The following is a 25559-nucleotide window of genomic DNA, read 5'->3' on the forward strand; positions in this document are numbered from 1 at the left end:
GGGCGCCGGGCCGGCCGTCCTCTTCGTCCACGGCTTCCTGCTCGACCGCACGATGTGGCGCGATCAGGTCGTCGCACTCGACGGCTGGCGCCGCATCGCCCCCGACCTCCGCGGCATGGGCCTGAGCGAGGCCCCCGACCGCGGCTACGGCATGAGGGTCTACGCGGACGACCTCGCGGCCCTGCTCGACGCTCTCGGCATCGAGCGGACGGTGCTCTGCGGGCTGAGCATGGGCGGCTACGTCGCGCTGGAGTTCCTGCGCAGGCATCGTGAGCGGGTCGCGGCGCTGGTCGTCATGGACGCGCGAGCGGAGGCCGACACGGCGGAGCGGAAGGCCGGCCGGAACGACCTGATCAGCCGGGTGCGAGCCGGCGGTGTCAGAGCCCTGCCGGACCACCTCGCGGCGCAGTTCCTGGCGTCGGGCGCACCCGAGGAGGCCCGAACGCGGCTGGAGGAGATGCTGTACCGCCCGCCGGCAGCGGGCATCGTCGGCGCGCTGGAGGCGATGCGCGACCGGGCCGACCGGACGTCCGGCCTGCGCTCGGCGGCGGGGTTGCCGACGCTGTTGCTCATCGGCGGTGGCGACGCGCGCACGCCGCGGGCGTCGATGCAGGCCATGGCCGATCTCGTTCCGGGCGCCACGCTCGAGATCATCTCGGGAGCAGGTCACGTCCCGCCGCTCGAGCGTCCCGACGAGGTGACGCGGCGGCTGCGTCGCTTTCTGGCCGGGCTGCGGCCTCGGCCCGCCGCATCGCGTCGCGGTAGATCGGGCCCTCCCGCACCGGAAGCGCGTTGATCAGCCCGCGCAGCCCCAGCACCGTCAGCGACGCCGCGACGTCCGTCGTCGGCAGGCCCGGCAGCCGGTAGAGCCGCCGCGCCCAGCGGGGGAGCAGCGCGACCGCCATCGCCGCCAGCCCGAGCCAGGCCGGCCGCCCGGCGACGGCGTAGCGGGCCGGCATCGGCGGGAGCGTGAGGAACCGGGCGGCGTCGCGGGCCTCGGCCGTGAGCGCCAGTTCCGGCCGGATCGACCGGTAGAACTCGGCGACCTCGGCGGCGCTGGCCGGGACGGTGCCGGGATCGAGGCCGACCAGCGCGGCGGCACGGGTCTGCTCCGCGTAGTAGCGGTCGACGTCGGCGTCGGACAGGCCGATGCGGGCCCGTCGCGCCGTCGACACGAACGACTCGACCTCGGTGACGTGCACCCAGCGCAGCAGCTGCGGGTCGTCGACGCGGAACTCCTCGCCGGTGCGGGGATCGTGCGCCCGAAGGCGGTCGTGGATGCGCCGCACCCGGCGCCCGGCCCGCTCGGCCTGGTCGGTGGTGCCGTAGACGACGGTGCCGACGTATTCGGCAGTGCGCATGAGCCGTGGCCAGCAGTTGCGCCGGATGTCGGAGTTCTGCACGACCCCGGCGACGGCGCGCGGGTGCAGCGCCTGCAGGTACAGCGCGCGGACGCCGGCCAGCCACAGCACCGGCTCGCGGTGCACCCGCCAGCTCACGCTGCCGGGACCGAACAGGCCGAGGTCGTCAGTCACGGCGGAACTCCGCGCGCCACCAGTGCTCCAGTCGTTCGACCGCGACCGGCGTGAGCCCGTCCTGCCCGAACGCGTCGATCTCGGCGCGGGTGAGCGGCCACGGCGGGCCGTCCACGGGCGGGACGTCGGCCACCATCGTGACGACCAGCAGCGTGCCGCCGGGCGCGACGAACCCGGCCACCGACGCCATAGCCGGCGGGTGGAACGGCGGCGGCATCGACTGCACCGTCATGATCTCGACGACCAGGCCGAACGTGTGCCGGAACTCCGGCGGCGGCGCCAGCAGGTCGGCCGTCCGGTAGTCGACCGGCGAACCGGGGAACCGTCCGCGTACGGCCGTCAGGGCGCTGGGGGAGACGTCGAACGCGGTGGTCGTGGCGCCCCGGGCGGCCAGGAACTCGGCGTCGAACCCCGGCCCGAACCCGACGACGAGCGCGCTGCCCGCCAGGTCGCGGCCCTCGGCCCAGTCGACCAGCAGCGGGTGCGGCGCACCGCGGTCCCACGGCACGACGGCGGCACCGTCGGCCGCGGCGGCGTAGAGGCGCTCGAACCAGCCGGTGGGGTCGTCGGCCGCGAGCGACACCGCCGCCAGCCGCCGCGCGGCCTCGTCCGGGTCCTCGATGGTCATCGGTTCCAGCCTAGGCGGCCGGTCCGCGCCTGACCACGGCGCGCCTCGCCGGTTCCGCCGCGACCTGCGTCTCGCGGTGGTGACGAGGACGCCAACGGTTGGCGCTGGTGTCACCCCGCGCGGACAGGGCCGGCAGGTCCGGGGGGACGGGCGCCGGCTGTGAGGCAGTGGACGAGGTCGAGCCGCAGGTGTCGCCGGCCAGGTGGGCTGCCGGTGGGCACGGCCGATCGCGACCAGCCCGCAGGCCGGCCCGGCGCGGTAGGAGGGTGTCGTCGCGGTGGTGACGAGGACGCCAACGGTTGGCGCTGACGTCACCCCGCGCGAATCGGGCCGGCCGCTCCCAGGGGACGGGCGCCGGCGGGGAGTCGGCGATGCGGGTGATGATCGGTGTCAGCGGAGCAGCGGGCCGGAGAGTTGTCGACGCGGTGGGTGACGAGGACGCCAACGGTTGACGCTGGTGTCACCCCGCGCGAACGCGGCCGGCCGCTCCCGAGGGTCGGGCGTCGACCGGGGGCGAGCGTTGGCCACGCGGGTGGTGATCGGTGTCAGCGGGCGACCGCGTGGCGGACGAGGTCGAGGAGGCGGCTCTGCTGCTCCGGCGAGCCGGACGTGAGCGCCGCCCCGCGGACGAGGGCCAGCAGGTCGTCGGCGGTGACGTCCGGGCGGACGGCGCGGGCCCGCTGCGCGGCCGTGAGCAGCCCGGACACCGTCGCCCGCACGGACAGGTACCAGTCGCCGTCGGCGGCGAGGGCGAGGTCGCGGGTGTGCGCCAGCTGCGTCGCCACCGCCCGCAGCCAGGCGTGCAGCGCGTCGGCCGGGGACTCCTGCTCGCGCAGCAGCTCCGCGTAGTCACGCAGCGCCGCCAACTCGTCGGCGAAGACGGCGGCCAGCAGCGCCCGGCGGGTGGGGAAGTGGCGGTACAGGGTCGCGTTGCCGACCCCGGCCCGCCGCGCGACGTCGTCGAGCGGGGCGTCCGTGCCGGCCTCGGCGAACACCTTCGCCGCCGCCGTCACCAGCGCCTCTCGGTTGCGCCGTCCGTCCGCCCGCATCGGCACCCTTCTCGTCGATGTGGGGAGCTCCCCGTGCTTCCGGAGAACTCCCCACATATGCTTTCAGACCCGATCGAGCCTACCCCGTGGCATCGATGACAAACGGCCGATGTCATCGATGCCAGACGGGCGATGCCGGTCAGGAATCGAGAAGCGCCCCTGACCAGGCCCGGCCTAGCGTGAACGGCATGGAACTGACCATTCAGGCGAGCTTCCTGCCGCACGACGACCCGGAGGCCGCGCTGGCGTTCTACCGCGACCTCCTCGGCTTAGAGGTGCGCAACGACGTCGGCTACGAGGGGATGCGCTGGATCACCGTCGGCCCGGTCGGCCAGCCCGCCACGTCGATCGTTCTCGAACCGCCGGCCGCCGATCCCGGCGTGACGTCGGAGGAGCGCCGTACCATCACGGAGATGATGGCGAAGGGCAGCTATGCCGGCATCCTGATGTCCACCCACGACCTCGACGGCGTCTTCGACCGTCTGCAGGCCGGCGGCGCGGAGATCGTCCAGGAGCCCATGCAGCAGCAGTACGGCGTCCGCGACTGCGCCGTCCGCGACCCTGCCGGCAACCTCATCCGCATCAGCGAGCTGCGCTGAGCTCACGCAGCACGGACGGACACACAGATGGAGACACGATGACCGAGGCCTCCGCGCCGCACCAGGCCGACAGCCACGACCTCATCCGCGTGCAGGGCGCGCGGGAGAACAACCTGCGCGACGTCAGCGTCGAGCTGCCGAAGCGCCGCCTGACGGTGTTCACCGGCGTGTCCGGCTCGGGCAAGAGCTCACTGGTGTTCGAGACCATCGCGGCCGAGTCGCAACGGATGATCAACGAGACGTACAGCGCGTTCCTGCAGGGCTTCATGCCGTCGCTGAACCGCCCCGACGTCGACCTGCTGGAGGGCCTGACGACGGCGATCATCGTCGACCAGGAGCGCCTGGGCGCGAACCCGCGCTCGACCGTCGGCACCGTCACCGACGCCAACGCCATGCTGCGCATCCTGTTCAGCCGGCTGGGCGAGCCGCAGATCGGGCCGCCGCCGGCGTTCTCGTTCAACGTGCCCGCCCGCAAGGCCAGCGGCGTCATGACGAAGGAGTCGGGGGAGAAGACCGTCGTCCGCGACGCCGTCTACCACGGCGGCATGTGCGCGCGCTGCGAGGGCCGGGGGAGCGTCTCCGACATCGACCTCACGCAGCTCTACGACGACAGCAAGTCGCTCAGCGAGGGCCCGTTCACCATCCCCGGCTACAACGCCGACGGCTGGAACGTCCGCATCTTCGCCGCGTCCGGCTACTTCGACCCCGACAAGCCCATCGCGAAGTACACCGCCGAGGAGCTCGACGACCTCCTCTACCGCAAGCCCACGAAGATCAAGTTCGAGAACATGAACCTGACCTACGAAGGGCTGATCCCGCGCATCCAGAAGTCGTTCCTGTCCAAGGACGTCGACAGCCTGCAGCCGCACATCCGCGCGTTCGTCGAGCGGGTCGCCACGTTCACCGCGTGTCCCGACTGCGGCGGCACCCGGCTCAACCAGCCGGCGCTGTCGTCGCGGGTCAAGGGCATCAACATCGCCGAGGCCTGCTCCATGCAGATCACCGACCTCGCCGAGTGGATCCGCGGGCTCGACGAACCGTCCGTCGCGCCGCTGCTCACGGCGCTGGGGCAGAACCTCGACTCCTTCGTCGAGCTGGGGCTGGGCTACCTGAGCCTCGAACGGCCGTCCGGCACGCTGTCCGGGGGAGAGGCGCAGCGCATCAAGATGCTGCGCCACCTCGGCTCGTCGCTGACCGACGTCACGTACGTGTTCGACGAGCCCACCGTCGGGCTGCACCCGCACGACATCCAGCGGATGAACGACCTGCTGCTGCGGCTGCGCGACAAGGGCAACACGGTGCTCGTGGTCGAGCACAAGCCCGAGACCATCGCCATCGCCGACCACATCGTCGACCTCGGCCCGGGCGCCGGCTCCGGCGGCGGCCACGTGGTGTTCGAGGGCACGGTCGACGCGCTGCGCGGCAGCGACACCGTCACCGGGCGGCACCTCGACGACCGAGCCGCGCTGAAGCCGTCCGTCCGCACGCCGTCGGGCACGCTGGAGGTCCGCGGCGCGTCGGCGCACAACCTGCAGGACGTCGACGTCGACATCCCGCTCGGCGTGCTGGTCGTCGTCACCGGTGTCGCGGGGTCGGGCAAGAGCTCGCTGATCCACGGCTCGGTGTCGACCCGCGACGGCGTCGTCGCCGTCGACCAGAGCGCCATCAAGGGCTCGCGGCGCAGCAACCCGGCCACGTACACCGGGCTGCTCGACCCCATCCGCAAGGCGTTCGCCAAGGCCAACGGCGTGAAGCCGGCGCTGTTCAGCGCCAACTCCGAGGGCGCCTGCCCGGCCTGCAACGGCGCCGGCGTCATCTACACCGAGCTGGGCTTCATGGAGACCGTCGCCACGCCGTGCGACGACTGCGGCGGCAAGCGGTTCCAGGCGGCGGTGCTCGACTACCGGCTGGGCGAGCTGAACATCGCCGAGGTGCTGGACCTCCCGGTCGGCGAGGCGCGGGCGTTCTTCTCCGACGGCGCCGCCAGGACTCCGGCGGCAGCCGCCATCCTGGGCCGTCTCGACGACGTCGGTCTTGGTTATGTCAAGCTGGGCCAGCCGCTGACCACGTTGTCCGGAGGGGAGCGGCAGCGGCTCAAGCTGGCCACCCAGATGGCCGAGAAGAAGGGCGACGTCTACGTCCTCGACGAGCCGACCAGCGGCCTGCACCTCGCCGACGTCGAGCAGCTGCTCGGCCTGCTGGACCGGCTGGTCGACTCCGGCAAGTCGGTCATCGTCATCGAGCACCACCAGGCGGTCATGGCGCACGGCGACTGGATCATCGACCTCGGGCCCGGCGCCGGCCACGACGGCGGCCAGGTCGTGTTCGAGGGCACGCCGGCCGATCTCGTCGCGGCGCGGTCCACACTCACCGGCCAGCACCTCGCCGACTACGTCGCCGGCTGATCTCGTCAGGAATCGAGAAGCGGCCCGTCCGGCACCGGCCGTAGCGTGGTGACATACCACCCGGAAGGCAAGGAGAACATCATGTCGCTGCAGGTGAGCGTGGTCATGCTCGGTGTCGAGGACATCGACCGCGCCAAGAAGTTCTACGCCGACGGCATGGGCGGCGAGCTCGAGCAGGACCACCCCGGCTTCGCCCTCGTCCGCCTGGGCGGCGGGACGAAGCTGGCGCTGTACCGCTGGGAGGCAGTGGCGGGCGACGCCGGCGTCGCGTCGGAGGGCTCCGGGTTCCGCCGCTTCGCGCTGCACTACATCGCCGACTCACGCGAGGAGGTCGACGCTGTCATCGAGGCCGCCGTGGCCGCCGGCGCCACGGCGCTCAAGCCGGCCAAGGCCGCCGAGTGGGGCGGCTACTCCGGCACGTTCAGCGACCCGGACGGTCACCTCTGGAAGGCCGCGACCAACGCGTGAACCCCGGGCGGGACGTCCCGCCCAGCACGGCCCCCACGGCGGGCCGCCCGCAACCGGGCGGCCCGCCGTTCTGTAGGCTGGCCCATTTGCTACAGCAAACGAGCGCAGGAAACGAGAAGGGACACCTTTTGCGGTTCGGACGGACTCGACAGACCATGGCCGCCACGGCTTCCGTGCTGGGACTCGGGCTGACGCTCGCCGCCTGCGGGGACGACGGCGGCTCCGGCGACGACACGATCACCATCGGCGTCATCTCGTCGTGGACGGACTACCTGTCGATGGGCTACCTCTGGAAGGACATCTTCGAGGACGAGGGCTACACCGTCGAGATCCAGGAGCTGGCCGACAACGGGCCGCTCTACACCGGCCTCGCCGACGGCGACATCGACCTCATGCCGTCGTCGTGGCCGGAGGTCACCCACGCGCAGTACATGGACGAGTTCGGCGACGACATCGAAGATCTCGCCACCTACTACGACGGCGCGGTGCTGACGTTCGCCGTGCCGGAGTACACCGACATCGACTCGATCGACCAGCTCGTCGGCAACGCCGAGCGCTTCGGCGGGCGCATCGTCGGCATCGAGTCGGGCGCCGGGCTCACCGAGATCACGCAGAACGCCGTCATGCCGCAGTACGGTCTCGACGCCGAGTACGAGCTGATCACGTCGTCGACCGTGGCGATGCTGGCGGAGCTGTCCAATGCCATCGAGGCACAGGAGGACATCGTCGTCACGCTGTGGCGGCCGTTCTGGGCGAACAACGCGTTCCCGGTCAAGGACCTGGAGGACCCGCAGGGCGCCCTCGGTGAGCCCGAGAGCCTGCACGTGCTCAGCAGCAAGGACTTCAAGGAGGAGCACGCCGACCTCGCCGAGATGATCGGCAACGCCCGCCTCGACGACGAACAGTACGGCTCGCTGGAGAATCTCGTCGTCAACGAGTACGGCGAGGGCCAGGAGGCCGAGGCCGTCGCCGAGTGGCTGGAGCTGAATCCCGACTGGGTCGAGACGCTGCAGGGCTGACGTCGTCGCCGTGCGGGCCGGGGTGTTCCGGCCCGCACGGGACCGCTGGTCCAGGCGTTATCACGTAACGCCGATAATGCACATTATGTCAAGTAGTAGTGAGGAGCGCCCGGGAGGGGCCGTGGCGCGACCCTCCCCTCGGCTGGATCTACTCGAACGGGATCGCCTCGATGCGCTCCATGTTGTCCTCACCCCAGACGCCCAGCGGCGCCATGGCGTCGTGAGTGACCGGCCGAACTCCGTGAGCGAGTACTCGACCTTCGGCGGCACCTGCTGGTGTCCGGAGCTCCTTCAGTTGCAGGATGAGCATGCGCTCGCTGATGCCTCCGACCGTCCGGCGCAGCTCGCCGAAGCGCAGCGGGGCCGCTGGCCGGCCGCACGCTGGTCACCCTCAACAGCGGGACGCCCGCGGCCGCACGCCGGTTCGCCGCCTGGGCGAGCGACCTCGGCACCGGGTATCTCGACGGCGCGAGGCCACCCTGCGGGCGCTCGGCGGCGACACCGTCCTGCTGGGCCACGAGCCCGACCTCGCGAAGTTCTACGAATCCGCCGTCGGCGCCGCGCTGCTCCCCGCGCGGTCGGCTTCTTCGCCGGAGCGGCGGCCGGTCGCACGCGTGGCATCGCCGCCGGCGCCGACTGGGACGTCGAGTTCGCCCGCGGACGCGAAGGTCGACCACGCCTGGCTCCAGCCCCTGCACGATCTGGTCCGGAAGGCGGCGGCCGCCGGTCACGGCGACGACAGCATCGCCGCCCTGACCGAGGTGCTGGGCGTCCCCTAGACGGACGTCAGCCGAGCAGGTGCGCGACGGCGTCGTCGGTGCGGCCGGCGCCGTAGACGCGCAGCAGCTCGGCGATCTCCGGATGGTCCGGCGCGACGTGCTCGGCGGCGGCCAGGTAGTCGGGCGCCGACGCGACCCGGCGGAACAGGCGCTGGATCTGCTCGGCGGTCTCGTGCGCCGACGCGCGGCGCGCGGTGGCGCCGGTGAGCAACTCCCCCGGGCCGCCGGCCGCCTCGATGCGGGCGATCGCGTCGGCGACCGGCAGCCGCCCGGCGGCGACGGCGTCGGTGACCTCGACCATGACCCGCAGCCGCTCGACCGCCGACGGATTGCCGATCTTGATGCGCTGCCCGCTGACCAGTTGCGACAGCATCGGCGCGGAGATGCCCAGCAGCGCCGCGACCCTCCCCTGCGTCAGGCCGAGCGTGCCACGGCACCGGTCGACGACGGTGCCCAGCGGTTCGCCGTAGATCTCGCGCTGCGCCGTGCGGCTGGCGTCGACGTCGGCCACGTGCCCTCCCACAATTTGCACCCGTAAAGCTGCAACCATGTTGACACGCGCGTCGTTCACGGTCCAGACTCGTCCCACGTTTGCAAGTGCAAATCAGTTTCGGGAGTCGCCATGATCCGTCTCGCCGCCACCCTCACGGCCGCCGTCGCCGTCGTCGCCGTCATGGCGGCCCCGGCAGCTGCCGAGGAGCCGGTCGATCCGGGCAGCCGGATGATGCTGGTGCTCGACTCGTCCGGGTCGATGGCCGAGGCGACACCGTCCGGCGGCACCCGCATCGACGCGGCGAAGGACGCGTTGCGGCAGGTCATCGCCGGGTTGCCGGACGACCAGGAGGTCGGGCTGCGGGTCTACGGCGCCGAGGTGTTCTCGCAGAACGACCCCGGCGCGTGCACCGACTCCCAGCTCATCGCGCAGCCTGAGACCGGCAACCGCGACGCCCTCACCGCCGCCCTCGACGACTACGAGCCCTACGGCGAGACCCCGATCGGCTACGCGCTGCAGGAGGCCGGCAAGGACCTCGGCACCGAGCGACCGCGCACCATAGTCCTGGTCTCCGACGGCGAGCCCACCTGCGCGCCGGACCCGTGCGAGGTGGCCACCCAGCTGGCCGGCGACGGCGTCGACGTGCGCATCGACGTCGTCGGCCTCGACGTCGACGAAGTGGCCAGGGACAAACTGCGCTGCATCGCCGACAACGGCCGCGGCACCTACTACGACGCCAAGGACGCCGACGACCTCGTCCGCTCGCTCGACACCTCCACCACGCGCGCGTCGCGGCCGTTCGACCTCACCGGCACCCCCATCCAAGGCACCGCCTCCCCCGCCGACGCGCCCACCGTCACGACCGGCCAGTACCTCGACACCGTCCCGCTCAACGACGGCCTCTGGTACCGCATCGAGCGCACCGTCCCCAACAGCACCATCCACGTCGGCGTCGCGCACTACTCGGCCGACCTCGGCAACGCCGGCAACTGGATGAGTGTGGACCTGTACGCCGACCCGGAGGCGATGTACTGCGGCCATTCCATGACGTTCCCGCTCGGGAACCTCGGCTACACCGCGGCGATGACGTGGGCCGGCGAACCGGAGGACGCCTGCAACACCGCCGACGTGATCTACGTACACGTCGGCGAGGTGCAGAACATCCGCAAGGACCTCGCCGGCCAGCCGGTCGAGATCGCCGTCTACGAGGAGCCGCCGCTGGCCGACCCGTCCGGCCGCGACCTCGCCGCCGCGCCCGGCGAGCCCGCCTGGACGCCGCTGGAGGCCGCGGACCCGGTCACCGACGTCGTGCCCGGCACCTCCATCTCCAACGCGCCGGTCGTGTCCGACGGCACCTACGCCTTCGACATCAACAGCGGAGAGACCCAGGTCGTCGCGATCCCGCTCGACTGGGGGCAGAACGTCCAGGCGCAGCTCGACGGCATCGTGCCCGAGGCGACGTCGCTGGGGACCGGGCCCACCATCCAGATCTCCGGGCCGGTGCGGCAGGAGAACGAGGTCGACTTCTACGGCTCCCAGCCCGAGGACTGGAGCGAGCAACTGTGGGGCACGGTCCGCGGCGGCGCGGCGTTCCGCGTCGGGGCCCAGACCCTCACCGTCGGCTACCTGAACCGCCTCGCGCCCACCGCCGATCCGCGGGGCGCCAGTGTCCCCGGCCTGCGCTACGTCCAGGTCTCGTACTTCGACGCCGGCGACCCGATGCGGTACACGCTGACGCTGAAGACCAACGGCACCGCCGGCGAGGGCGCACCCGAGTACGCCGAGGTCGACGGCCTCACTCCCCCGGTCGCCGATTCCGCGCTGGTGAACGGCGACGAGCAGGCGGCCGACGACCCGACCGGCGACCCGACGAGCGATCCCACGTCCGGCGACCAGAACGCCGAGGACCAGGACAACGAGAACCAGTCCCTGGCCGACGGCGACGGCCCGCCGTGGCTGTCCATCGGGCTCGCCGTGGCCGGAGCCCTCGCCCTGGCCGGCGCCGCCTGGCTGATCCGCCGCAACCGAGCCCCGTCCGGGAGTACCTCATGAGACGTCCTGTCGCCGCGACCGCAGCGGCCGCCGCCCTCGCGGTCGTCGTCAACGTTGCCGTGGGCGTCGCCGCCGGTGCCGCGCCGGCGCGGGCGCAGTCCGAGGAGCCGATCGATCCGGGCAGCCGCATGGTGCTGGTGCTCGACTCGTCCGGGTCGATGGCCGAGGCCACCGCCGACGGCAGCACGCGCATCGATGCGGCGAAGGATGCGTTGCGGCAGGTCATCGCCGGGTTGCCGGACGACCAGGAGGTCGGGCTGCGGGTCTACGGCGCCGAGGTGTTCTCGCAGAACGACCCCGGCGCCTGCACCGACTCGCAGTTGATCGTCCAGCCCGCGACGGGCAATCGCGACCAGCTCACCAGCGCCCTCGACGGCTACGAACCCTACGGCGAGACGCCCATCGGCTACGCGTTACAGGAGGCCGGCAAGGACATCGGCACCGAAGGGCCGCGCACCATCGTCCTGGTGTCCGACGGTGAACCGACGTGCGCGCCCGATCCCTGCGAGGTCGCCACCCAGCTGTCCGGCGACGGCATCGACGTGCGCATCGACGTGGTGGGGCTCGACGTCACCGGCGAGGCGCGCGAACAGCTGCGATGCGTCGCCGAGAACGGCAACGGCACGTACTACGACGCCAAGGACGCCGACGACCTCGTCCGCTCCCTCGACGTCTCCACGACGCGGGCATCCCGGCCGTTCGACCTCACCGGCACACCCATCCAAGGCACCGCCCTCCCCGCCGATGCCCCGACGATCACCACCGGTCAGTACCTCGACACGTTCCCGCTGGAGGGCGGGCTCTGGTATCGCGTCGAACGGACCGCGCCGAACAGCACCATCCACGTGGGCATCACCCATCGGAGCATCGCCTTCGGCGCCATGGGTGACTGGGTCAGCGTGAGCACCCACTACGCCGGCGACGATCCAGGCTCGCTCGGCCTGTGTGCCGAGGGCTCGTCGTTCCCGCTGGGCACGCTCGGCTACACCTCGACGACGAGCTGGGTCGAGAACGCGGACAACCCCTGCAACACCGCCGATGTCGTCTACGTCGAGGTCGCGCCACAGAAGGGCGACCTGTCCGCCGAACCGGTCGAGATCGTCGTCTACGAGGAGCCGCCGCTGGCCGACCCGACCGGCGGCGACCTCTTCCCGCGGCCGCCGGAGCCGGCCTGGACCCCGATCGAGCCGGGTGAGCCGGTGACCGACGTCGTGCCCGGCACGTCCATCTCCAACGCCCCGGTGGTGTCCGACGGCACCTACGCCTTCGACATCAACCTGGGCGAGACCCAGGTCGTCGCCATCCCGCTCGACTGGGGCCAGAACCTGCAGGCGCAGTTCGACAGTCCGCTGCCGACCGGCGAGGGCCTTGCGACGCACGGGCCCACCGTCCAGATCTCCGGCCCGATCCGGGACAGCGCCATGGTGGATTTCCTCGCCAGAGAGCCGGAGAACTGGACGGGCGGGGTGTGGGGTGCGTTCCCCGAAGGCACGACGTCCTACGCCATCGGCGCCCAGACCCAGACCGTCGGCTACCTCAACCGCAACTCTGGCGGCGGCGCGAGCCTCCCCGGTCTGCGCTATGTCCAGGTCTCGTTCGACACGTCCGGTGACCCGCTGCCGTACACGCTGACGTTGAAGACGAACGGCACGGCCGGCGAGGGGGCGCCGGAGTACGCCGGCGTCGACGGCCTCACTCCCCCGGCGACCGACGCGGCGCTGGTCAGCGGGGCGGGCGGCGACGACGAGGACGGCGCCACTCCCGGTGCCGACCCGACGCCGGGCGACGACGCCACCGAGGAGCAGGCGCTCACCGGCGACGGCGGCGGATCGGAGCTCCCCTGGACGTCGATCGGGCTGGGCGCCGCCGGGGTGCTGGCGCTGGCCGGCGCGGGCTGGCTGGTGCGCCGGAGCCGGACTACGTCAACGCCGTGACGACGGCCGCGACCACCAGGCCGGCTCCGACCACGGCGAGCGCCACCGCCGGCCACGGCCATCGCCGGGACGTACGGGCGACCGCCGGGCTCGCGTCGCCGTCGGGCACCGGCTGGACCACCGTCGCGGCGGGAGCGGGGCCGGGCGCCAGGTGGGCGTCAGCGGGCGGCGGCGCGGTCGGCGTCGGCCCGCCCGGACCCCAGCCGGCCGGCCAGGGCGGCAGCTGCTCGAACACCTCCACGGGCTCGGCGGACGGCGGGGGCGGCGGGATCGGGACCGACCGCAGCGCGTCGAGCGCCTCCGCGGCCGATCCGAACCGCCCGGCCGGATCCGTCGCCACCAGCCGCGCGATCACCCCCGCCAGCGGGCCCGGCGGCGCCGTCACCTCCGACGTCGCATCCGGACGCCGGCCGGTCAGCAGTTCCGTCAGCACGACGCCGGCGGCGTAGAGGTCCTGCCGCGGATCCGGGTCGGCGCCGCGCCGGGCCTCCGGCGCCGAGTACCCGGGCGTGTGCACGACCTCCGCCGCGTTGGTCAGCCGCGGCTCGTCGGTCCGGGCGGCGATGCCGAAGTCGGACAGCCGCAGCAGCGGCGCACCGACCCCGGTCGGCTCGAGCAGCAGGTTGGACGGCTTGACGTCGCGGTGGACGAGGCCCGCCGCGTGCACCGCGGCCAGCCCGGCCAGCAGCTGGCCGCCCAGCGTCGCCGTCCACCAGTCCCCCAGCGCGCCGTGGTCGGCCAGCAGCACCGCGACCGACCCGCCGGCGACGATGGGCATGACGAACAGGACGCGGCCGTCGTCGGCCCACCAGCTGGACGGGGTGAGGACGTGCGGGTGGTCGACGCGGGTGGAGGACTCGCGGACGAAGCGCAGCAGCGCCGCGCCGTCGGACTGGCGCTGCAACTTCGCCGCCCGGAAGACGCGTTCGCGCAGGTCCCAGACCCGCCACACGTCGCCCATGCCGCCACGTCCGAGCACGTCGACCAGCTCGTAGCGGCCCGCGAACACCTCACCCATGGGTCAGCTCTGCCGCTCCTCCACGCGCCCGTCCGACCACAGCGTGTGGAAGACGCCGTCGCGGTCGACGCGGTGGTAGGTGTGGGCGCCGAAGAAGTCGCGCTGGCCCTGGGTGAGCGCCGCCGGCAGCCGCGGCGCCCGCAGCGCGTCGTAGTAGGCCAGCGCGGTCGCGAAGCCGGGCGCCGGGATGCCGAGCCGCGTCGCCGCGGCCACCACCGTGCGCCACGCGTCCTGCGCCGCGCCCACCTCGGCCGCGAACCCCTCGTCGGCGAGCAGGCTGGGCAGCGCCGGATCCTTCGCGTACGCCGCGGTGATGCGGTCGAGGAAGGCGGCCCGGATGATGCAGCCGCCGCGCCAGATGCCGGCGATGGCGCCGAGGTCGAGTGCCCACGAGTACTCCGCGCCGGCCGCCTGCAGCTGGTGGAAGCCCTGCGTGTACGACACCAGCTTCGACGCGTACAGCGCCTGCTCGACCTGCTCGGCGAACGCTTCCGCCTCGCCGGCGGGCAGCGGCGACGGCGTCGGGCCGGCCAGCCCGCGGCCCACGGCGCGCTGGCCGGCGTGGCCGGACAGCGACCGCGCGAACACCGCCTCGGCGATGCCGCTGACCGGGACGCCGAGGTCGAGCGCGATCTGCACCGTCCACCGGCCGGTGCCCTTCTGCTCGGCCTGGTCGAGGACGACGTCGACGAACGGCTTCCCGGTGGCGGCGTCGACGTGCGCCAGCACCTCGGCGGTGATCTCGATGAGGTAGGAGTCGAGGCGGCCGGCGTTCCAGCCGCGGAACACCTCGGCGATGCGGGCCGGCTCGTAACCGGCGCCCTGCCGGAGCAGGTCGTACGCCTCGGCGATGAGCTGCATGTCGGCGTACTCGATGCCGTTGTGCACCATCTTGACGAAGTGACCGGCGCCGTCGGCGCCGATGTGCGTGCAGCACGGCGATCCGTCGGCGGCCTTGGCCGAGATGGTCTCGAGCATGGGCCCGAGCGACGCGTACGACTCGGCCGAGCCTCCGGGCATGATGCTCGGCCCGTTCAGCGCGCCCTCCTCGCCACCGGAGATGCCGGTGCCGACGAAGTGCAGCCCGCGCTCGCGCAGCGCCGCCTCGCGCCGCCGGGTGTCGGCGAAGTGCGCGTTGCCGCCGTCGATGATCATGTCGCCGGGCTCGAGCAGCGGCGCGAACTCGTCGATGACCGCGTCGGTCGGCGCGCCCGCCTTGACCATGACGACCAGCCGGCGCGGACGCTCCAGCGCGGCGACGAACTCCTCGGCGGTCTCGGCCGGCACGAACGTGCCTTCGTCGCCGAACTGCTCGACCAGCTCGCGGGTGCGGCTCGCGGTGCGGTTGTGCAGCGCCACGGTGTACCCGTTGCGGGCGAAGTTCCGCGCCAGGTTGCGGCCCATGACCGCGAGCCCGGTGACGCCGATCTGTGCCGTTCCTGCCATCAGTGCCTGCTCCTGTCGCGCCTGCCTGCTGTCTGACGGCGGGCCGCCGTCGGCACCAGTATGCCGAGCCGCCCGCGGCCGGTCAGAACGCGACCGGATCGCGGATCAGCGGGCAGGTCATGCAGTGGCCGCCGCCGCGGCCGCGGCCCAGCTCCGCGCCGACGATCGTCAGCACCTCGATACCGGCCTTCTCCAGCGCCGCGTTGGTCTGGGTGTTGCGGTCGTAGGTGAACACGACGCCCGGCTCGACGGCGACGGCGTTGTTGCCGCTGTCCCACTGCTGGCGCTCCGACGCGTACACGTCGCCGCCGGTCTCGACGACCCGCAGCCGGTCCAGTCCGAGCGCCGCCGCGACGACGTCGACCAGCCGGGCGTCGCCCTCGTCGGTGACGTCGACACCGGGCGGCCGGTCGCTCGGGCGCAGCGTGAACACGTGCAACGCGTCGACGATGCGCGGGAAGACGGTGACGACGTCGCGGTCGGCGAAGGTGAAGACGGTGTCGAGGTGCATCGCCGCGCGCAGCTTGGGCATGCCCGCGACGATGACGCGCTCGGCGGCGCCCTGCGCGAAGAGGGCGGCCGCGACCTGGGTGATCGCGTGCCGCGAGGTGCGCTCGCTCATGCCCATGAGCACGGTGCCGTTGCCGATCGGCATGATGTCGCCGCCCTCGAACGTCGCCCGGCCCCAGTCGCGCTCCGGGTCGCCCCACCAGAGCGTCGAACCCGCGTAACCGGGGTGGAACGTGTAGATCGCCTTGTAGAGCAGCGTCTCGTCGTGCCGGGCCGGCCAGTACAGCGGGTTCATCGTCAGCCCGCCGTAGAGCCAGCAGGTGGTGTCGCGGGTGTAGAGCGTGTTCGGCAGCGGCGGCATCAGGTAGTCGCGGGCGCCGACGGACTCGCGCGCCAGCGCGCCGTAGCCGGAGACCTGGCCGTCCGGCAGGTCGCCCACCGCCAGCCCGCCGATGAGGAACTCGGCCAGCGCGGCCGGCTCCAGCGACTCCAGGAAGACGCGGGTGGCGTCGACGAAGCCGAGCCCGACCTGGCCGGCCGTCACCTTGCGGTCCAGGAGCCACGACCGCGCCCGCTCGTCCGCCATGGTCTGCGCCAGCAGGTCGTGCAGCTCGACCACCTCGACGCCGCGGCCGCGCAGCTGGTCGACGAAGTCCTGGTGGTCGCGCTGGGCCGACTCCACCCACAGGACGTCGTCGAAGAGCAGGTCGTCGGAGGTGGTCGGCGTCAGACGCCGGTGCGCGAGGCCGGGGCGGCAGACCAGCACCTTGCGCAACCGCCCCACCTCAGAGTGGACGCCGTGGGCGGTGCTGTCGGTCATGGCGGAGTCCTTTCGTGCGGGGTCGGGTCAGAGGGTGATCCAGCCCTGGGCCAGGGCGACCACGCCGACGACCGCCCCGGCGAGCGAGACGGCCAGGATGACCAGCTCGCCGGGCGTGAACGGCGCCCGGCCCTGCTCGCGGCGCGCCAGCACGAACAGCACGGTGGCCGGCGCGTAGACGATGAACGAGACGAGCAGGTACTTCAGCCCGGCGGCATACAGGAGGAACGCCGTGTACAGGGTGGCGACGGCGCCGATGACGATCTCCCGCCGCACTCCCCCGGGCCAGCCGTCGTCGCGGCCGAGCGCCAGCTTCAGCGCGTAGCCCGCCGCGAGCAGGAACGGGATCAGCGTCAGCGCGCTGGTGAGGTTCAGCGCGAAGTTGAACGCGTTCTCGGAGAACGCCGTCACGATCAGCACCGCCTGGACCAGCACGGTCGTCAGCAGCAGCGCCGGGCCGGGCACGTCGGCGCCGGACTTGCGGCCCAGGAACCGGGGCATGTCGTGGTCGGCGGCGGCGACGAACAGCACCTCGGCCGCCATCAGCGTCCACGCGAGGTACGCGCCGAGGACGGACACGATCAGCCCGACGCTGACGAACACCTCGCCCCACTGCCCCACCGCCGCCTCGAGCACGCCGGCCATCGACGGCTGCCGCAGCTCGGCCAGTTCGTCGCTGGGCAGGATGCCGTACGACACGATGGTGACCGAGGCGAAGATGCTCAGCACCATCGCGAAGCCCAGCAGCGTCGCGCGGCCGACGTCCTGGCGCCGGCGGGCGTGCCGCGAGTACACGCTGGCGCCCTCGACGCCGAGGAAGACGAACACCGTCACCAGCATCGTGCCCCTGACCTGCTCGTACAGCGAGCCCAGGCCACCGCCGCTCCAGTTGTCGGCGAACACCTGCGGGTCGAGGTAGAACACGGCGAGAATGACGAAGACGATGATCGGGATGACCTTCGCCACGGTGACGATGCGGTTGATCGCCGTGGCCTCCTGCACGCCACGCCTGATCAGCAGGTAGAACGTCCACAGGCCGACGCTGCTGAGCACGATGGCCAGCGCGGTGTCGCCGTCGCCGAGCGCCGGTGCGATGGCGCCCACCGTCGACATGATGAGCACCCAGTAGGTCACGTTGCCGACGCAGGCGCTGGCCCAGTACCCGAAGGCGGAGAAGAAGCCGAGGTACTCGCCGAAGCCGGCCTTCGCGTACGCGTACACCCCGGCGTCGAGGTCGGGCCGCCGGACGGCGAGCGTCTGGAAGACGAACGCCAGCATGAGCATGCCGCTGCCGGCGACCACCCAGGCGACCAGCGCGCCGGCCACCCCGGTCTCGCTGCCGAAGCGCTGCGGCAGCGAGAAGACGCCGGCGCCCACCATCGAGCCGACCACCATGGCCGTGAGGGTCGCCAGCGTCACCTTCTGTGCGGACTGTGCCACCGATGTCTCGGCCATCTCGGCCCCCGCCGAAGATCGCGCAATAGCGTCCTTGGTGAGGCTAACGCATCCGCATCGGGCGGATCGGGACTTCCGCGCGATTGGCCCCCGGGTGACACCGGGACTGTCACCCGGGTGACATGCGGCGCTCGATGTAGCGGTCGATGCCCTCGAGAACCAGGTCGAGGCCGAACGTGAAGTCGTCGCCGAGCCATTCGTCGTCGGGGTCGGCGAAGCCGTCGAAGGACTCGTCGGCGACGATGCGGGCCAGCACCGGATGGTCGGCGGGGTTGACGAACGACGTCAGCATGCGGCCGTAGGCCTGGTCCCACGCCGCCTGTGGCGTGCCGGTGCGCTGCTCGACGTCGGCCAGCGTGGTGGCCAGCTGGGCGTGCCCGCGGACGTAGCCGCTGAGCACGACCAGGATGCCGAGCATCTCTCCCCCGCTGAGCCCGGTCTCGTCGAGCGCGGCGAGCGCCTGCTCCATGCGCTTGATCTGGTTGGGGCCCATCGGCGGCGCGTTCATCGGGACGTCCAGGGCCCAGCGCCGGCGCCGGTAGATCTCGGCGGTGTCGGTGGCCCACCAGCGCAGCTTGTCGCGCCAGCCGGTCAGCTCGGGCGGGACGTCCGGCACCACGGACGCGTGCTCGACCATGAGCTCGAGCAGGTCGGTCTTGCTGGGCACGTACCGGTACAGCGACATCGTCGTGTATCCGAGCTCGTCGGCCACCCGCCGCATGGAGACCGCCGCCACCCCTTCGGCGTCGGCGATGGCGATGGCGGTCTCGACGATCTGCCGCAGCGACAGCGCGGGCTTGGGCCCGCGGGACGGCGGCGCCTGGACGTCCCACAGCAGCTCGAGCGTGCGGTTCGGATCGGCCTGACGCTGGTCGGTGGCCATGCTCCCCCTTCGGCGGTGGCGTGCGCTTGACGCCCATCCTAGAACTGTGTACAACATAAACCAACCGCTATACGCCATAAACAGTTTGACGGGAGGGTGGCAGTGACCACGAACGACGCGGCGATCGCCGCACAGGGGCTGCGCAAGCGGTACGGCAAGGCCTACGCACTGGACGGGCTGGACCTGACGGTCGAGCGCGGAGTCGTGCACGGGCTGCTCGGCCCCAACGGCGCCGGCAAGACCACCGCCGTCCGCATCCTGTCGACGCTGCTGCGCTTCGACGAGGGCAGCGCCCGGGTCGCGGGGCACGACGTCGTCGCCGAGCCCGACGAGGTGCGCCGCCGCATCGGCCTGACCGGCCAGTACGCCGCGGTCGACGAGACGCTGTCCGGGCGGCAGAACCTGGTGATGTTCGGCCGGCTCTACCACCTGAGCCCGCGGCAGGCGAAGCGGCGGGCCGACGAGCTGCTCGAGCAGTTCGCGCTCACCGACGCCGCCGACCGGTCCGGCCGGACGTACTCCGGCGGCATGCGGCGCCGGCTCGACCTCGCGGCCAGCCTGATCCTGGCGCCCGAGGTGCTGTTCCTCGACGAGCCCACCACCGGCCTCGACCCGCGCAGCCGCAACGACGTCTGGGACGCCGTCCGCACCCTGGTCGCCGGCGGCACGACGGTGCTGCTGACGACCCAGTATCTGGAGGAGGCCGACCAGCTGGCCGGGCGCATCTCCGTCATCGACACCGGCCGCGTCGTCGCCGAGGGCACCGCCGACGAACTGAAGGCGCGCATCGGCGGCGACCGCATCGAGGTCGTCGTCCGCGACGCCGCCCAGCTGGCCGACGCGACCGCCGTCGTCGCCCGCATCGGCACCGCCGAGCCCGAGGCCGACGCCGACACCCGGCGGGTCAGCGCCCCGGTGGCCGACCGCATGGCCGCGCTCACCGACGCCGTCCGCGAGCTCCAGGCCGCCGGCGTCGTCGCCGAGGACATCGGCCTGCGCCGTCCGACCCTCGACGAAGCCTTCCTGCACCTCACCGGCCACCAGGCCACCGCGCACGAGGAGACCGCCGCATGAGCATCACGCTGCAGCAACCGCCCACCCTGGTCGCTCCCCCGCCGGCCCGCACCCCGCTGGCCCGGCTGCGCTGGGCGCTGGCCGACGGCTGGGTGATGACGAAGCGCAACCTGTCGCACGTCGTCCGGGCGCCCGAAGAGGTCGTCATCTACTTCACCCTGCCGATCATGTTCGTGCTGGTCTTCGGGTACGTGTTCGGCAGTGGCATGGCGCTGCCCGGCGGCGGCGACTACCGCGAGTTCCTGCTGCCCGGCGTGTTCGCGATGACCATGCTGTACGGGCTCGGCGCCACCGCCACGGGCATCGCCTTCGACGTCGACCGTGGCGTCGTCGACCGGTTCCGGTCCATGCCGATGGCCCGCTCGGCGCTGGTCGTCGGACGCAGCGGCGCCGACCTCGTCCGCGCCCTGCTGGAGATGGCGACGCTGGTGGTGTGCGGGCTGCTGGTCGGCTGGCAGTGGCGGGGCGGCCTCGGCGACGCGCTGGCCGCCGTCGGGCTGATCCTGCTGCTGCGATTCGCGATCACCTGGATCGGCATCTACCTCGGCCTCGTCGTGCCGAACCCGGACACCGTCGGCGTCATCGTCTTCCCGGCCGCGTTCCCCCTGACGGCGCTGTCCAACGTGTTCGTCGCGCCGCAGCTGATGCCGGGCTGGCTGGGCGCGGTGTCGGAGTGGAACCCGCTGTCCTCGACGGTGGCCGCGGCGCGCGAGCTGTTCGGCAACCCCGGCTTCGGCGGCGACTCGTGGGCCGCCCAGCACAGCCTGCTGCTGGCCGTCGCCTGGCCGCTGCTGATCCTCGCGATCTTCATGCCGCTGTCCATCCGGCGCTACCAGAAACTCAGCCGCTGACCGGTTGCCGTCGGCGCCCGGTGGGAGGAGTCTGGAGGGAAGACCGTCCGGCTCCACTCGAGGAGGTCGAGAACCGTGCGCGCACACGACGGCGACCATCTGGTGGTCGAGGGAACGAAGGTCGGGTCCGGGCGTCGCGAGGGCGAGGTGCTCGAAACCCACGGGCCCGACGGCGGCCCGCCGTTCCTGGTCCGCTGGTCAGACGGTGCGCAGTGCCTGGTCTACCCGGGCACCGACGCCCACGTCGTGCCGGAGCCGCCGGCCGCCGACTGACCACACCCGGCCTCCTGGCCACCCGTCCGCGGTGGTCGTGGACGTGCTCGCCCATGACCACGCGGGTCATATGCGCCACAAGTGACTCGTCATTACCGGCGTCGCATTGCTCCCGGTTAGTCTGCTGTTCCACGACCCCGCCCGGAGCCGCCATTCATGCCAGGACGCCACGCCTCGCACCGACCGGCCGCGCCCTCGCCCTGGCCGCGCCGGCTCGGACTGTCCGTCATGGCGGTCGCGCTGATCGGGGCGGCCGGGCTCGGCGTCGTGTCCATCCTGGACCGTGGTGACGGCGAGTGCGGCGCGACGCTGCCGGTCACCGTCGCCGCCGACCCGACTCTCGCGCCGGTGCTCACCGAGCTCGCCGGCACCTACACGGGCACCGAGCCGCGGCAGGGTGACCGCTGCGTCGAGATCGACGTCGCGGCCAGCACCGCCGCGGCGGCGGTGCCCACGTTCGGCGGCGAGGAGGCGCCGGACCTGTGGATCCCCAAGACCCGCGCGTTCGGCCCGGCCGTCGACGAAGGCCTGATCGAGCCGCTGGCGAACGTCGCGCTGTCGCCGCTGGTCGTGGCGATGCCGCAGGAGGCGGCCGCGGCCATCGCCGGTGATACCGCGCAGATCTCGTGGGCCGCGCTCGTGCAGGGCGAGGGCGCCGCCGTCATCGCCGACCCCGCCGCCACCGACGAAGGGCTGGCCAGCCTGGTCGCCGTCCGCACCGTGCTGGGCGACCAGATCGAGCGCGACCAGCTGGTCGAGGTCATGACGCGGGTCTCGCAGGCCGCCGTGCCCACCGTCGACGACGCGCTCGCCGCCACGGCCGAGGCGCCGGCCGCCGTCACCGCGACCGAGCAGTCCGTCGTCGCGTACAACCGCGACCCGTCCGGCCCGCGCCTCACCGCGCTCTACCCCGCCGAGGGCACCTTCGGGTTCGACTACCCGGCGTTCGCCGTCACCGGCGCCGAGGACGACTCCGACGCCCGCGCGGCCGCCGCCGCGTTCGTCGAGCACCTCGAGACGGACGAGGCACAGGAGACGCTGCGCCGGGCCGGCTTCCGCAGCCCCGACGGCACCGCGGCCGCCGACGCGGGCATCGTCGACGGCATCCGCGCGGAGCTGCCCGAGCTGCTGCCGGCGCCCGACCCGGAGCTGATCGCCGAGCTGTCCCGGCAGTGGGCGGCGCTCGCGCTGGACATGCGGATGCTCGCCGTCATCGACGTGTCCGGGTCGATGAACGAGCAGGTGAACGGCGGCGCCACCCGCATCGAGCTGACCCGCGACGCCGCGCTGGAGGCGCTGCAGCTGTTCCCGCCCGACGCCTCCGTCGGGCTGTGGGCGTTCTCGATCGAGCAGGACCCGCCGAACGACTACATCGAGCTGGTCGACGTCGGGCCGATGAACGAGCGGCTGCTCAACGGCAGCACCCGGCAGGAGGCACTGGTCATCGCGTCGGAGTCGCTGCCGTCGCGGGCCGAGGGCGGCACCGGGCTCTACGACACCGCGCTGGCCGCGTTCCAGTCGATGCGCGGCAGCTACCAGGCCGGCATGGTGAACTCGGTGGTGCTGCTCACCGACGGCCGCAACGAGGACGACCCCGACGGCATCGACCTCGAGACGCTGCTCACTACGCTCACCGCCCAGTTCGACCCGGCCGAGCCGGTGCCGATCATCACCATCGGCATGGGCCCCGAGGCCGACATGGAGGCGCTGCAGCAGATCTCCGCCGCCACCGGCACGACGGCCTACCACGCCGAGGATCCCAGCGACATCCAGAGCGTGTTCATCCAGGCCATGATCGAACGCCAGTGCCGCCCCAACTGCTGACCGCGTGGCGCGCCTGTCCGGTTCCGGCCGCGGCGAACCCTATGATCTTGGGTCGACGAGCGCCCGAGGGAGGTGGCAGCCGTGAACAACCTGTCGTGGCCGGCCACCATCATCCTCGGCATCGTCCTTGGGCTCATCGCGGGCGCCGCCGAGAACGCCGGCGTCGGGCGGGACGAGCCGTCGGCGAGCCCGTCGGCGGCGCCGTCCGCCGCACCCGACTCCGGCGGGTCGGGCGGCTCAGGCGGGTCGGGCGGCTCAGGCGGGTCCGGTGGCGGTGAGACGAACCCCGACACCGGCGGTGCCGCCGAGGAGTACACCGTCACCCTCACCTTCGACGACGGCCCGCACCCGGTGTACACCCAGCAGGTGCTGGAGCTGCTCGAGGAGCACGACGCCATCGCCGTCTTCTGCATGGTCGGCCAACGCGCCCGCGAGCACCCCGAGGTCGTCCGCCAGGTCGTCGACGCCGGTCACGCGCTGTGCAACCACACCGACAGCCACGACGAGCAGCTGTCCGGGCGCACCCGCGAGCAGATCGAGCAGCAGATCGGCGAGACCGACGAGGCCCTCGACGACGCCGTCGGCGGCGACACCGAGGTGCGCTGGTTCCGCCAGCCGGGCACGTACGTGCAGCCGCAGGTCAGGCCCGTGCTCGACGACGAGAAGCTGCAGCCGCTGGACTGGACCGTCGACCCGCGCGACTGGTCGCGGCCCGGCTCGGCGGCGATCGTGCAGGACGTGCTCGGGCAGGTCGAGCCCGGTTCGGTCATACTGCTGCACGACGGCGGCGGCGACCGGTCGCAGACGGTCGCGGCCCTCGATCAGATCCTGACCGGCCTCGACGCCGCCGGCTACCGCTACGTCCTGCCTGGAGACCCATGACCCGCCCCGTCGCCGTCGTCGACATCGACGGCGTCCTCGCCGACGTCCAGCACCGGCTGCACCACCTGAAGCGGCGGCCGAAGGACTGGGCCGGCTTCTTCGGCGCCATGGGCGACGACACGCCGTATGCCGAGGGCATCGAGCTGGTGACGCTGCTGGCGCACGAGCACGAGGTGGTCTACCTCAGCGGCCGGCCCGAGCGCACCCGCGCCGTGACCCGGTCGTGGCTGGCCGCCAACGGCGCACCGGCCGGCACCATCATGCTCCGCCCCGACGACGACCGCCGCCCGGCCCGCCAGTTCAAGATCGGTGTGCTGCGGCGGCTGGCGACGCACCGCGAGGTCGCCATGCTGGTCGACGACGATCCCGCCGTCTGCTCCGCCGCCCGGGCCGCCGGGTTCACCGTCTACGAGGCCGAGTGGGGCCGCTCCGACCCGACGCTGTTCGGCGCCCAGGAGACCGACGGCCGCACCTAGGGTGTGTCTCCCAAGTCCATGGCCTACTGCTCGACGCCCAGGCGGCGCTCACTACGGCCGAGACTTGGGAGATACACCCTAGAGGACCAGCAGCGACTTGCCGATGGTGGTGCGGGCCCGCAGCGCCGCGTGCGCGTCGGCGGCGCGCTCCAGCGGATGGGTCGCGGCGATGACGGGGCGCAGCCGGCCGGCGGCGGCGAGCGCCAGCACCTCGGCGAGCAGCTCGCGGACGGCTGCCCGGTCCAGCCGCGTGGCCAGCGCGTTCGTCACCTCGATACTCCGCTTCGCGGCCCGCTCGGGGTCGATCTCGGTGAACCCGCCGCCGGCGGTGCCGTAGGTGACGAACCGGCCGCCACGCGTGACCGTCTCGAAGGCCGCCGCGCCGAGCCCGCCGGGCCCGCCACCGGCCCCGTCGAACGCGACGTCGACGCCGTCGCCGCCGGTGGCCGCGCGGACCCGGTGCTGCCAGCCGTCCTCGCCGTAGTCGACGGTCAGCTCGGCGCCCAGGTCGCGGGCGAGCGCCAGCTTGCGCTCCCCGCGAGCGGCGGCGACCACCCGGGCGCCGGCCGCCGTGGCGAGCTGGACCAGCAGCGATCCCGCTCCCCCGGCGGCGGCCGCGATCAGCACGGTGTCGCCGGCGGTGACGGGCGCGTGGCGGAGCAGGTCGAGCGCCGTCACGCCGTCGTGCAGCAGCGCGGCCGCGTCGGTCCAGCCGACGCCGCCGGGCAGCTCGACCAGCTCGTCGAGGCCGGCGGCCATCCGGGCCGCGTAGCCGCCGGAGCCGCGGGCCAGCACCCGGCGGCCCACCCAGCCGTCGTCCACGTCCGGGCCGGTGGCGACGACGGTGCCCGCTCCCCCGCCGCCGGGCACGTACGGCGGCCGCAGCGGGAAGTGCTCGCCGCCCCAGCCGCCGCGCAGCAGCGTGTCCAGGTAGATCACGTCGGCGGCCGCCAGCGCGACGACGACCTGCCCCGGCCCGGCGACGGGGTCCGGGACCTCGCGGGCGACCAGGACCTCCGGTCCGCCGAACTCACGTACCTCGATGGCTCGCATGCCGGCAGTCTGCGACCTCAACCACTGTTGAGG

Annotated in this window: 23 protein-coding genes and 2 pseudogenes; 14 read left to right on the top strand and 11 right to left on the bottom strand. The window is 72.8% G+C overall.

Going from position 1 to position 25559, the window contains the following annotated elements; translation table 11 throughout:
* Positions 1-52: 52 nt before the first annotated feature.
* Positions 53-673 (top strand): annotated as a pseudogene (locus BLU82_RS35685) (alpha/beta fold hydrolase); the annotation flags it as partial.
* Here BLU82_RS35685 and BLU82_RS12675 read toward each other — a convergent pair.
* From BLU82_RS12675 to BLU82_RS12685, 3 genes are all read right to left on the bottom strand, one after another.
* Positions 651-1535 carry an oxygenase MpaB family protein gene (locus BLU82_RS12675; protein ID WP_092620524.1) on the bottom strand — a complete coding sequence of 295 codons (885 nt, stop codon included), beginning with the start codon at positions 1533-1535 and terminating at the stop codon, positions 651-653. The pseudogene BLU82_RS35685 and the gene BLU82_RS12675 sit on opposite strands and share 23 nt — an antisense overlap.
* On the bottom strand, positions 1528-2163 hold the full coding sequence (locus BLU82_RS12680; RefSeq protein WP_092620527.1) for a bifunctional 2-polyprenyl-6-hydroxyphenol methylase/3-demethylubiquinol 3-O-methyltransferase UbiG: 636 nt from the start codon (positions 2161-2163) through the stop codon (positions 1528-1530). Before BLU82_RS12680 ends, BLU82_RS12675 begins: the two co-directional genes overlap by 8 nt.
* Before the next feature lie 545 nt (positions 2164-2708).
* Positions 2709-3212 (bottom strand): TetR/AcrR family transcriptional regulator, encoded by a 504-nt coding sequence (locus BLU82_RS12685; RefSeq protein ID WP_197682911.1) that lies wholly within the window; start codon positions 3210-3212, stop codon positions 2709-2711.
* 188 nt (positions 3213-3400) lie between these two features.
* On the opposite strand from BLU82_RS12685, the gene BLU82_RS12690 reads away from it, so the two are divergent.
* From BLU82_RS12690 to BLU82_RS12705, 4 genes are all read left to right on the top strand, one after another.
* Complete coding sequence (locus BLU82_RS12690) at positions 3401-3811, top strand: VOC family protein (protein ID WP_092625757.1); 411 nt, start codon at positions 3401-3403, stop codon at positions 3809-3811.
* A gap of 38 nt (positions 3812-3849) precedes the next feature.
* Entirely contained in the window at positions 3850-6216 is a 2367-nt protein-coding gene (locus tag BLU82_RS12695) for an excinuclease ABC subunit UvrA (RefSeq protein ID WP_092620533.1), read from the top strand.
* Between the two features lie 81 nt (positions 6217-6297).
* Positions 6298-6684: a VOC family protein gene (locus tag BLU82_RS12700; protein ID WP_092620536.1), complete on the top strand. Its 387-nt coding sequence runs from the start codon at positions 6298-6300 to the stop codon at positions 6682-6684.
* Positions 6685-6839: 155 nt separating this feature from the next.
* Positions 6840-7703 carry a glycine betaine ABC transporter substrate-binding protein gene (locus BLU82_RS12705; RefSeq protein WP_092620539.1) on the top strand — a complete coding sequence of 288 codons (864 nt, stop codon included), beginning with the start codon at positions 6840-6842 and terminating at the stop codon, positions 7701-7703.
* Positions 7704-7851: 148 nt separating this feature from the next.
* Here BLU82_RS12705 and BLU82_RS36320 read toward each other — a convergent pair.
* A pseudogene (locus BLU82_RS36320) lies at positions 7852-8061 on the bottom strand (winged helix-turn-helix transcriptional regulator).
* Here BLU82_RS36320 and BLU82_RS12715 point away from each other — a divergent pair.
* The gene (locus BLU82_RS12715; RefSeq protein ID WP_157740863.1) at positions 8006-8482 is read left to right on the top strand and encodes a hypothetical protein; all 477 of its coding nucleotides are present in this window, start codon (positions 8006-8008) and stop codon (positions 8480-8482) included. The pseudogene BLU82_RS36320 and the gene BLU82_RS12715 overlap by 56 nt on opposite strands.
* 7 nt (positions 8483-8489) lie before the next feature.
* On the opposite strand, the gene BLU82_RS12720 is transcribed toward BLU82_RS12715, so the two are convergent.
* Positions 8490-8993: a DNA-binding protein gene (locus tag BLU82_RS12720; protein WP_231947783.1), complete on the bottom strand. Its 504-nt coding sequence runs from the start codon at positions 8991-8993 to the stop codon at positions 8490-8492.
* Positions 8994-9104: 111 nt separating this feature from the next.
* Between BLU82_RS12720 and BLU82_RS12725 the strand changes: the two genes are divergently transcribed.
* Complete coding sequence (locus BLU82_RS12725; protein WP_092620545.1) at positions 9105-11027, top strand: VWA domain-containing protein; 1923 nt, start codon at positions 9105-9107, stop codon at positions 11025-11027.
* Entirely contained in the window at positions 11024-12961 is a 1938-nt protein-coding gene (locus tag BLU82_RS12730) for a VWA domain-containing protein (protein WP_157740865.1), read from the top strand. The genes BLU82_RS12725 and BLU82_RS12730 overlap by 4 nt, the downstream gene beginning before the upstream one ends.
* On the opposite strand, the gene BLU82_RS12735 is transcribed toward BLU82_RS12730, so the two are convergent.
* From BLU82_RS12735 to BLU82_RS12755, 5 genes are all read right to left on the bottom strand, one after another.
* Positions 12945-13979, bottom strand: coding sequence for a serine/threonine-protein kinase (locus BLU82_RS12735; protein ID WP_092620551.1), 1035 nt, complete (start codon positions 13977-13979; stop codon positions 12945-12947). The genes BLU82_RS12730 and BLU82_RS12735 overlap by 17 nt on opposite strands.
* A 3-nt stretch (positions 13980-13982) precedes the next feature.
* On the bottom strand, positions 13983-15425 hold the full coding sequence (gene gndA / locus BLU82_RS12740; protein ID WP_092620554.1) for an NADP-dependent phosphogluconate dehydrogenase: 1443 nt from the start codon (positions 15423-15425) through the stop codon (positions 13983-13985).
* Between the two features lie 82 nt (positions 15426-15507).
* Positions 15508-16755: an arginine deiminase gene (locus BLU82_RS12745; RefSeq protein WP_092620557.1), complete on the bottom strand. Its 1248-nt coding sequence runs from the start codon at positions 16753-16755 to the stop codon at positions 15508-15510.
* A gap of 27 nt (positions 16756-16782) precedes the next feature.
* Positions 16783-18210 carry a basic amino acid/polyamine antiporter gene (locus BLU82_RS12750; RefSeq protein ID WP_092620560.1) on the bottom strand — a complete coding sequence of 476 codons (1428 nt, stop codon included), beginning with the start codon at positions 18208-18210 and terminating at the stop codon, positions 16783-16785.
* A gap of 109 nt (positions 18211-18319) precedes the next feature.
* Positions 18320-19093, bottom strand: coding sequence for a TetR/AcrR family transcriptional regulator (locus tag BLU82_RS12755; protein WP_172885589.1), 774 nt, complete (start codon positions 19091-19093; stop codon positions 18320-18322).
* 102 nt (positions 19094-19195) lie between these two features.
* Between BLU82_RS12755 and BLU82_RS12760 the strand changes: the two genes are divergently transcribed.
* The 6 genes from BLU82_RS12760 to BLU82_RS12785 all read left to right on the top strand — a co-directional run bounded on the left by BLU82_RS12760 (position 19196) and on the right by BLU82_RS12785 (position 24473).
* Positions 19196-20167, top strand: a complete 972-nt coding sequence (locus BLU82_RS12760; protein ID WP_092620566.1) for an ATP-binding cassette domain-containing protein — start codon at positions 19196-19198, stop codon at positions 20165-20167.
* Positions 20164-21018 (top strand): ABC transporter permease, encoded by an 855-nt coding sequence (locus tag BLU82_RS12765; RefSeq protein ID WP_197682912.1) that lies wholly within the window; start codon positions 20164-20166, stop codon positions 21016-21018. Before BLU82_RS12760 ends, BLU82_RS12765 begins: the two co-directional genes overlap by 4 nt.
* Before the next feature lie 75 nt (positions 21019-21093).
* Positions 21094-21291, top strand: a complete 198-nt coding sequence (locus BLU82_RS12770) for a DUF1918 domain-containing protein (RefSeq protein WP_092620569.1) — start codon at positions 21094-21096, stop codon at positions 21289-21291.
* 228 nt (positions 21292-21519) lie between these two features.
* Positions 21520-23115, top strand: a complete 1596-nt coding sequence (locus BLU82_RS12775; protein ID WP_172885590.1) for a substrate-binding domain-containing protein — start codon at positions 21520-21522, stop codon at positions 23113-23115.
* 81 nt (positions 23116-23196) lie between these two features.
* Positions 23197-23997 (top strand): polysaccharide deacetylase family protein, encoded by an 801-nt coding sequence (locus tag BLU82_RS12780; protein ID WP_157740867.1) that lies wholly within the window; start codon positions 23197-23199, stop codon positions 23995-23997.
* Positions 23994-24473: a hypothetical protein gene (locus tag BLU82_RS12785; protein WP_092620578.1), complete on the top strand. Its 480-nt coding sequence runs from the start codon at positions 23994-23996 to the stop codon at positions 24471-24473. The genes BLU82_RS12780 and BLU82_RS12785 overlap by 4 nt, the downstream gene beginning before the upstream one ends.
* A 78-nt stretch (positions 24474-24551) precedes the next feature.
* Here BLU82_RS12785 and BLU82_RS12790 read toward each other — a convergent pair whose 3' ends face one another.
* Entirely contained in the window at positions 24552-25526 is a 975-nt protein-coding gene (locus BLU82_RS12790; protein ID WP_092620581.1) for a zinc-binding dehydrogenase, read from the bottom strand.
* Positions 25527-25559: the final 33 nt, after the last annotated feature.

This window comes from Jiangella sp. DSM 45060, assembly GCF_900105175.1.
Taxonomy (GTDB): domain Bacteria; phylum Actinomycetota; class Actinomycetes; order Jiangellales; family Jiangellaceae; genus Jiangella.

Excerpts from the sequence above, each read along its gene's own strand:
- BLU82_RS12680 (WP_092620527.1), bottom strand. The coding sequence starts at position 2,163 with ATGACCATCGAGGACCCGGACGAGGCCGCGCGGCGGCTGGCGGCGGTG.
- BLU82_RS12685 (WP_197682911.1), bottom strand. The coding sequence starts at position 3,212 with ATGCGGGCGGACGGACGGCGCAACCGAGAGGCGCTGGTGACGGCGGCG.
- BLU82_RS12690 (WP_092625757.1), top strand. The coding sequence starts at position 3,401 with ATGGAACTGACCATTCAGGCGAGCTTCCTGCCGCACGACGACCCGGAG.
- BLU82_RS12695 (WP_092620533.1), top strand. The coding sequence starts at position 3,850 with ATGACCGAGGCCTCCGCGCCGCACCAGGCCGACAGCCACGACCTCATC.
- BLU82_RS12700 (WP_092620536.1), top strand. The coding sequence starts at position 6,298 with ATGTCGCTGCAGGTGAGCGTGGTCATGCTCGGTGTCGAGGACATCGAC.
- BLU82_RS12705 (WP_092620539.1), top strand. The coding sequence starts at position 6,840 with ATGGCCGCCACGGCTTCCGTGCTGGGACTCGGGCTGACGCTCGCCGCC.
- BLU82_RS12715 (WP_157740863.1), top strand. The coding sequence starts at position 8,006 with ATGAGCATGCGCTCGCTGATGCCTCCGACCGTCCGGCGCAGCTCGCCG.
- BLU82_RS12725 (WP_092620545.1), top strand. The coding sequence starts at position 9,105 with ATGATCCGTCTCGCCGCCACCCTCACGGCCGCCGTCGCCGTCGTCGCC.
- BLU82_RS12730 (WP_157740865.1), top strand. The coding sequence starts at position 11,024 with ATGAGACGTCCTGTCGCCGCGACCGCAGCGGCCGCCGCCCTCGCGGTC.
- BLU82_RS12735 (WP_092620551.1), bottom strand. The coding sequence starts at position 13,979 with ATGGGTGAGGTGTTCGCGGGCCGCTACGAGCTGGTCGACGTGCTCGGA.
- gndA (WP_092620554.1), bottom strand. The coding sequence starts at position 15,425 with ATGGCAGGAACGGCACAGATCGGCGTCACCGGGCTCGCGGTCATGGGC.
- BLU82_RS12745 (WP_092620557.1), bottom strand. The coding sequence starts at position 16,755 with ATGACCGACAGCACCGCCCACGGCGTCCACTCTGAGGTGGGGCGGTTG.
- BLU82_RS12750 (WP_092620560.1), bottom strand. The coding sequence starts at position 18,210 with ATGGCCGAGACATCGGTGGCACAGTCCGCACAGAAGGTGACGCTGGCG.
- BLU82_RS12755 (WP_172885589.1), bottom strand. The coding sequence starts at position 19,093 with ATGGCCACCGACCAGCGTCAGGCCGATCCGAACCGCACGCTCGAGCTG.
- BLU82_RS12765 (WP_197682912.1), top strand. The coding sequence starts at position 20,164 with ATGAGCATCACGCTGCAGCAACCGCCCACCCTGGTCGCTCCCCCGCCG.
- BLU82_RS12775 (WP_172885590.1), top strand. The coding sequence starts at position 21,520 with ATGGCGGTCGCGCTGATCGGGGCGGCCGGGCTCGGCGTCGTGTCCATC.
- BLU82_RS12785 (WP_092620578.1), top strand. The coding sequence starts at position 23,994 with ATGACCCGCCCCGTCGCCGTCGTCGACATCGACGGCGTCCTCGCCGAC.
- BLU82_RS12790 (WP_092620581.1), bottom strand. The coding sequence starts at position 25,526 with ATGCGAGCCATCGAGGTACGTGAGTTCGGCGGACCGGAGGTCCTGGTC.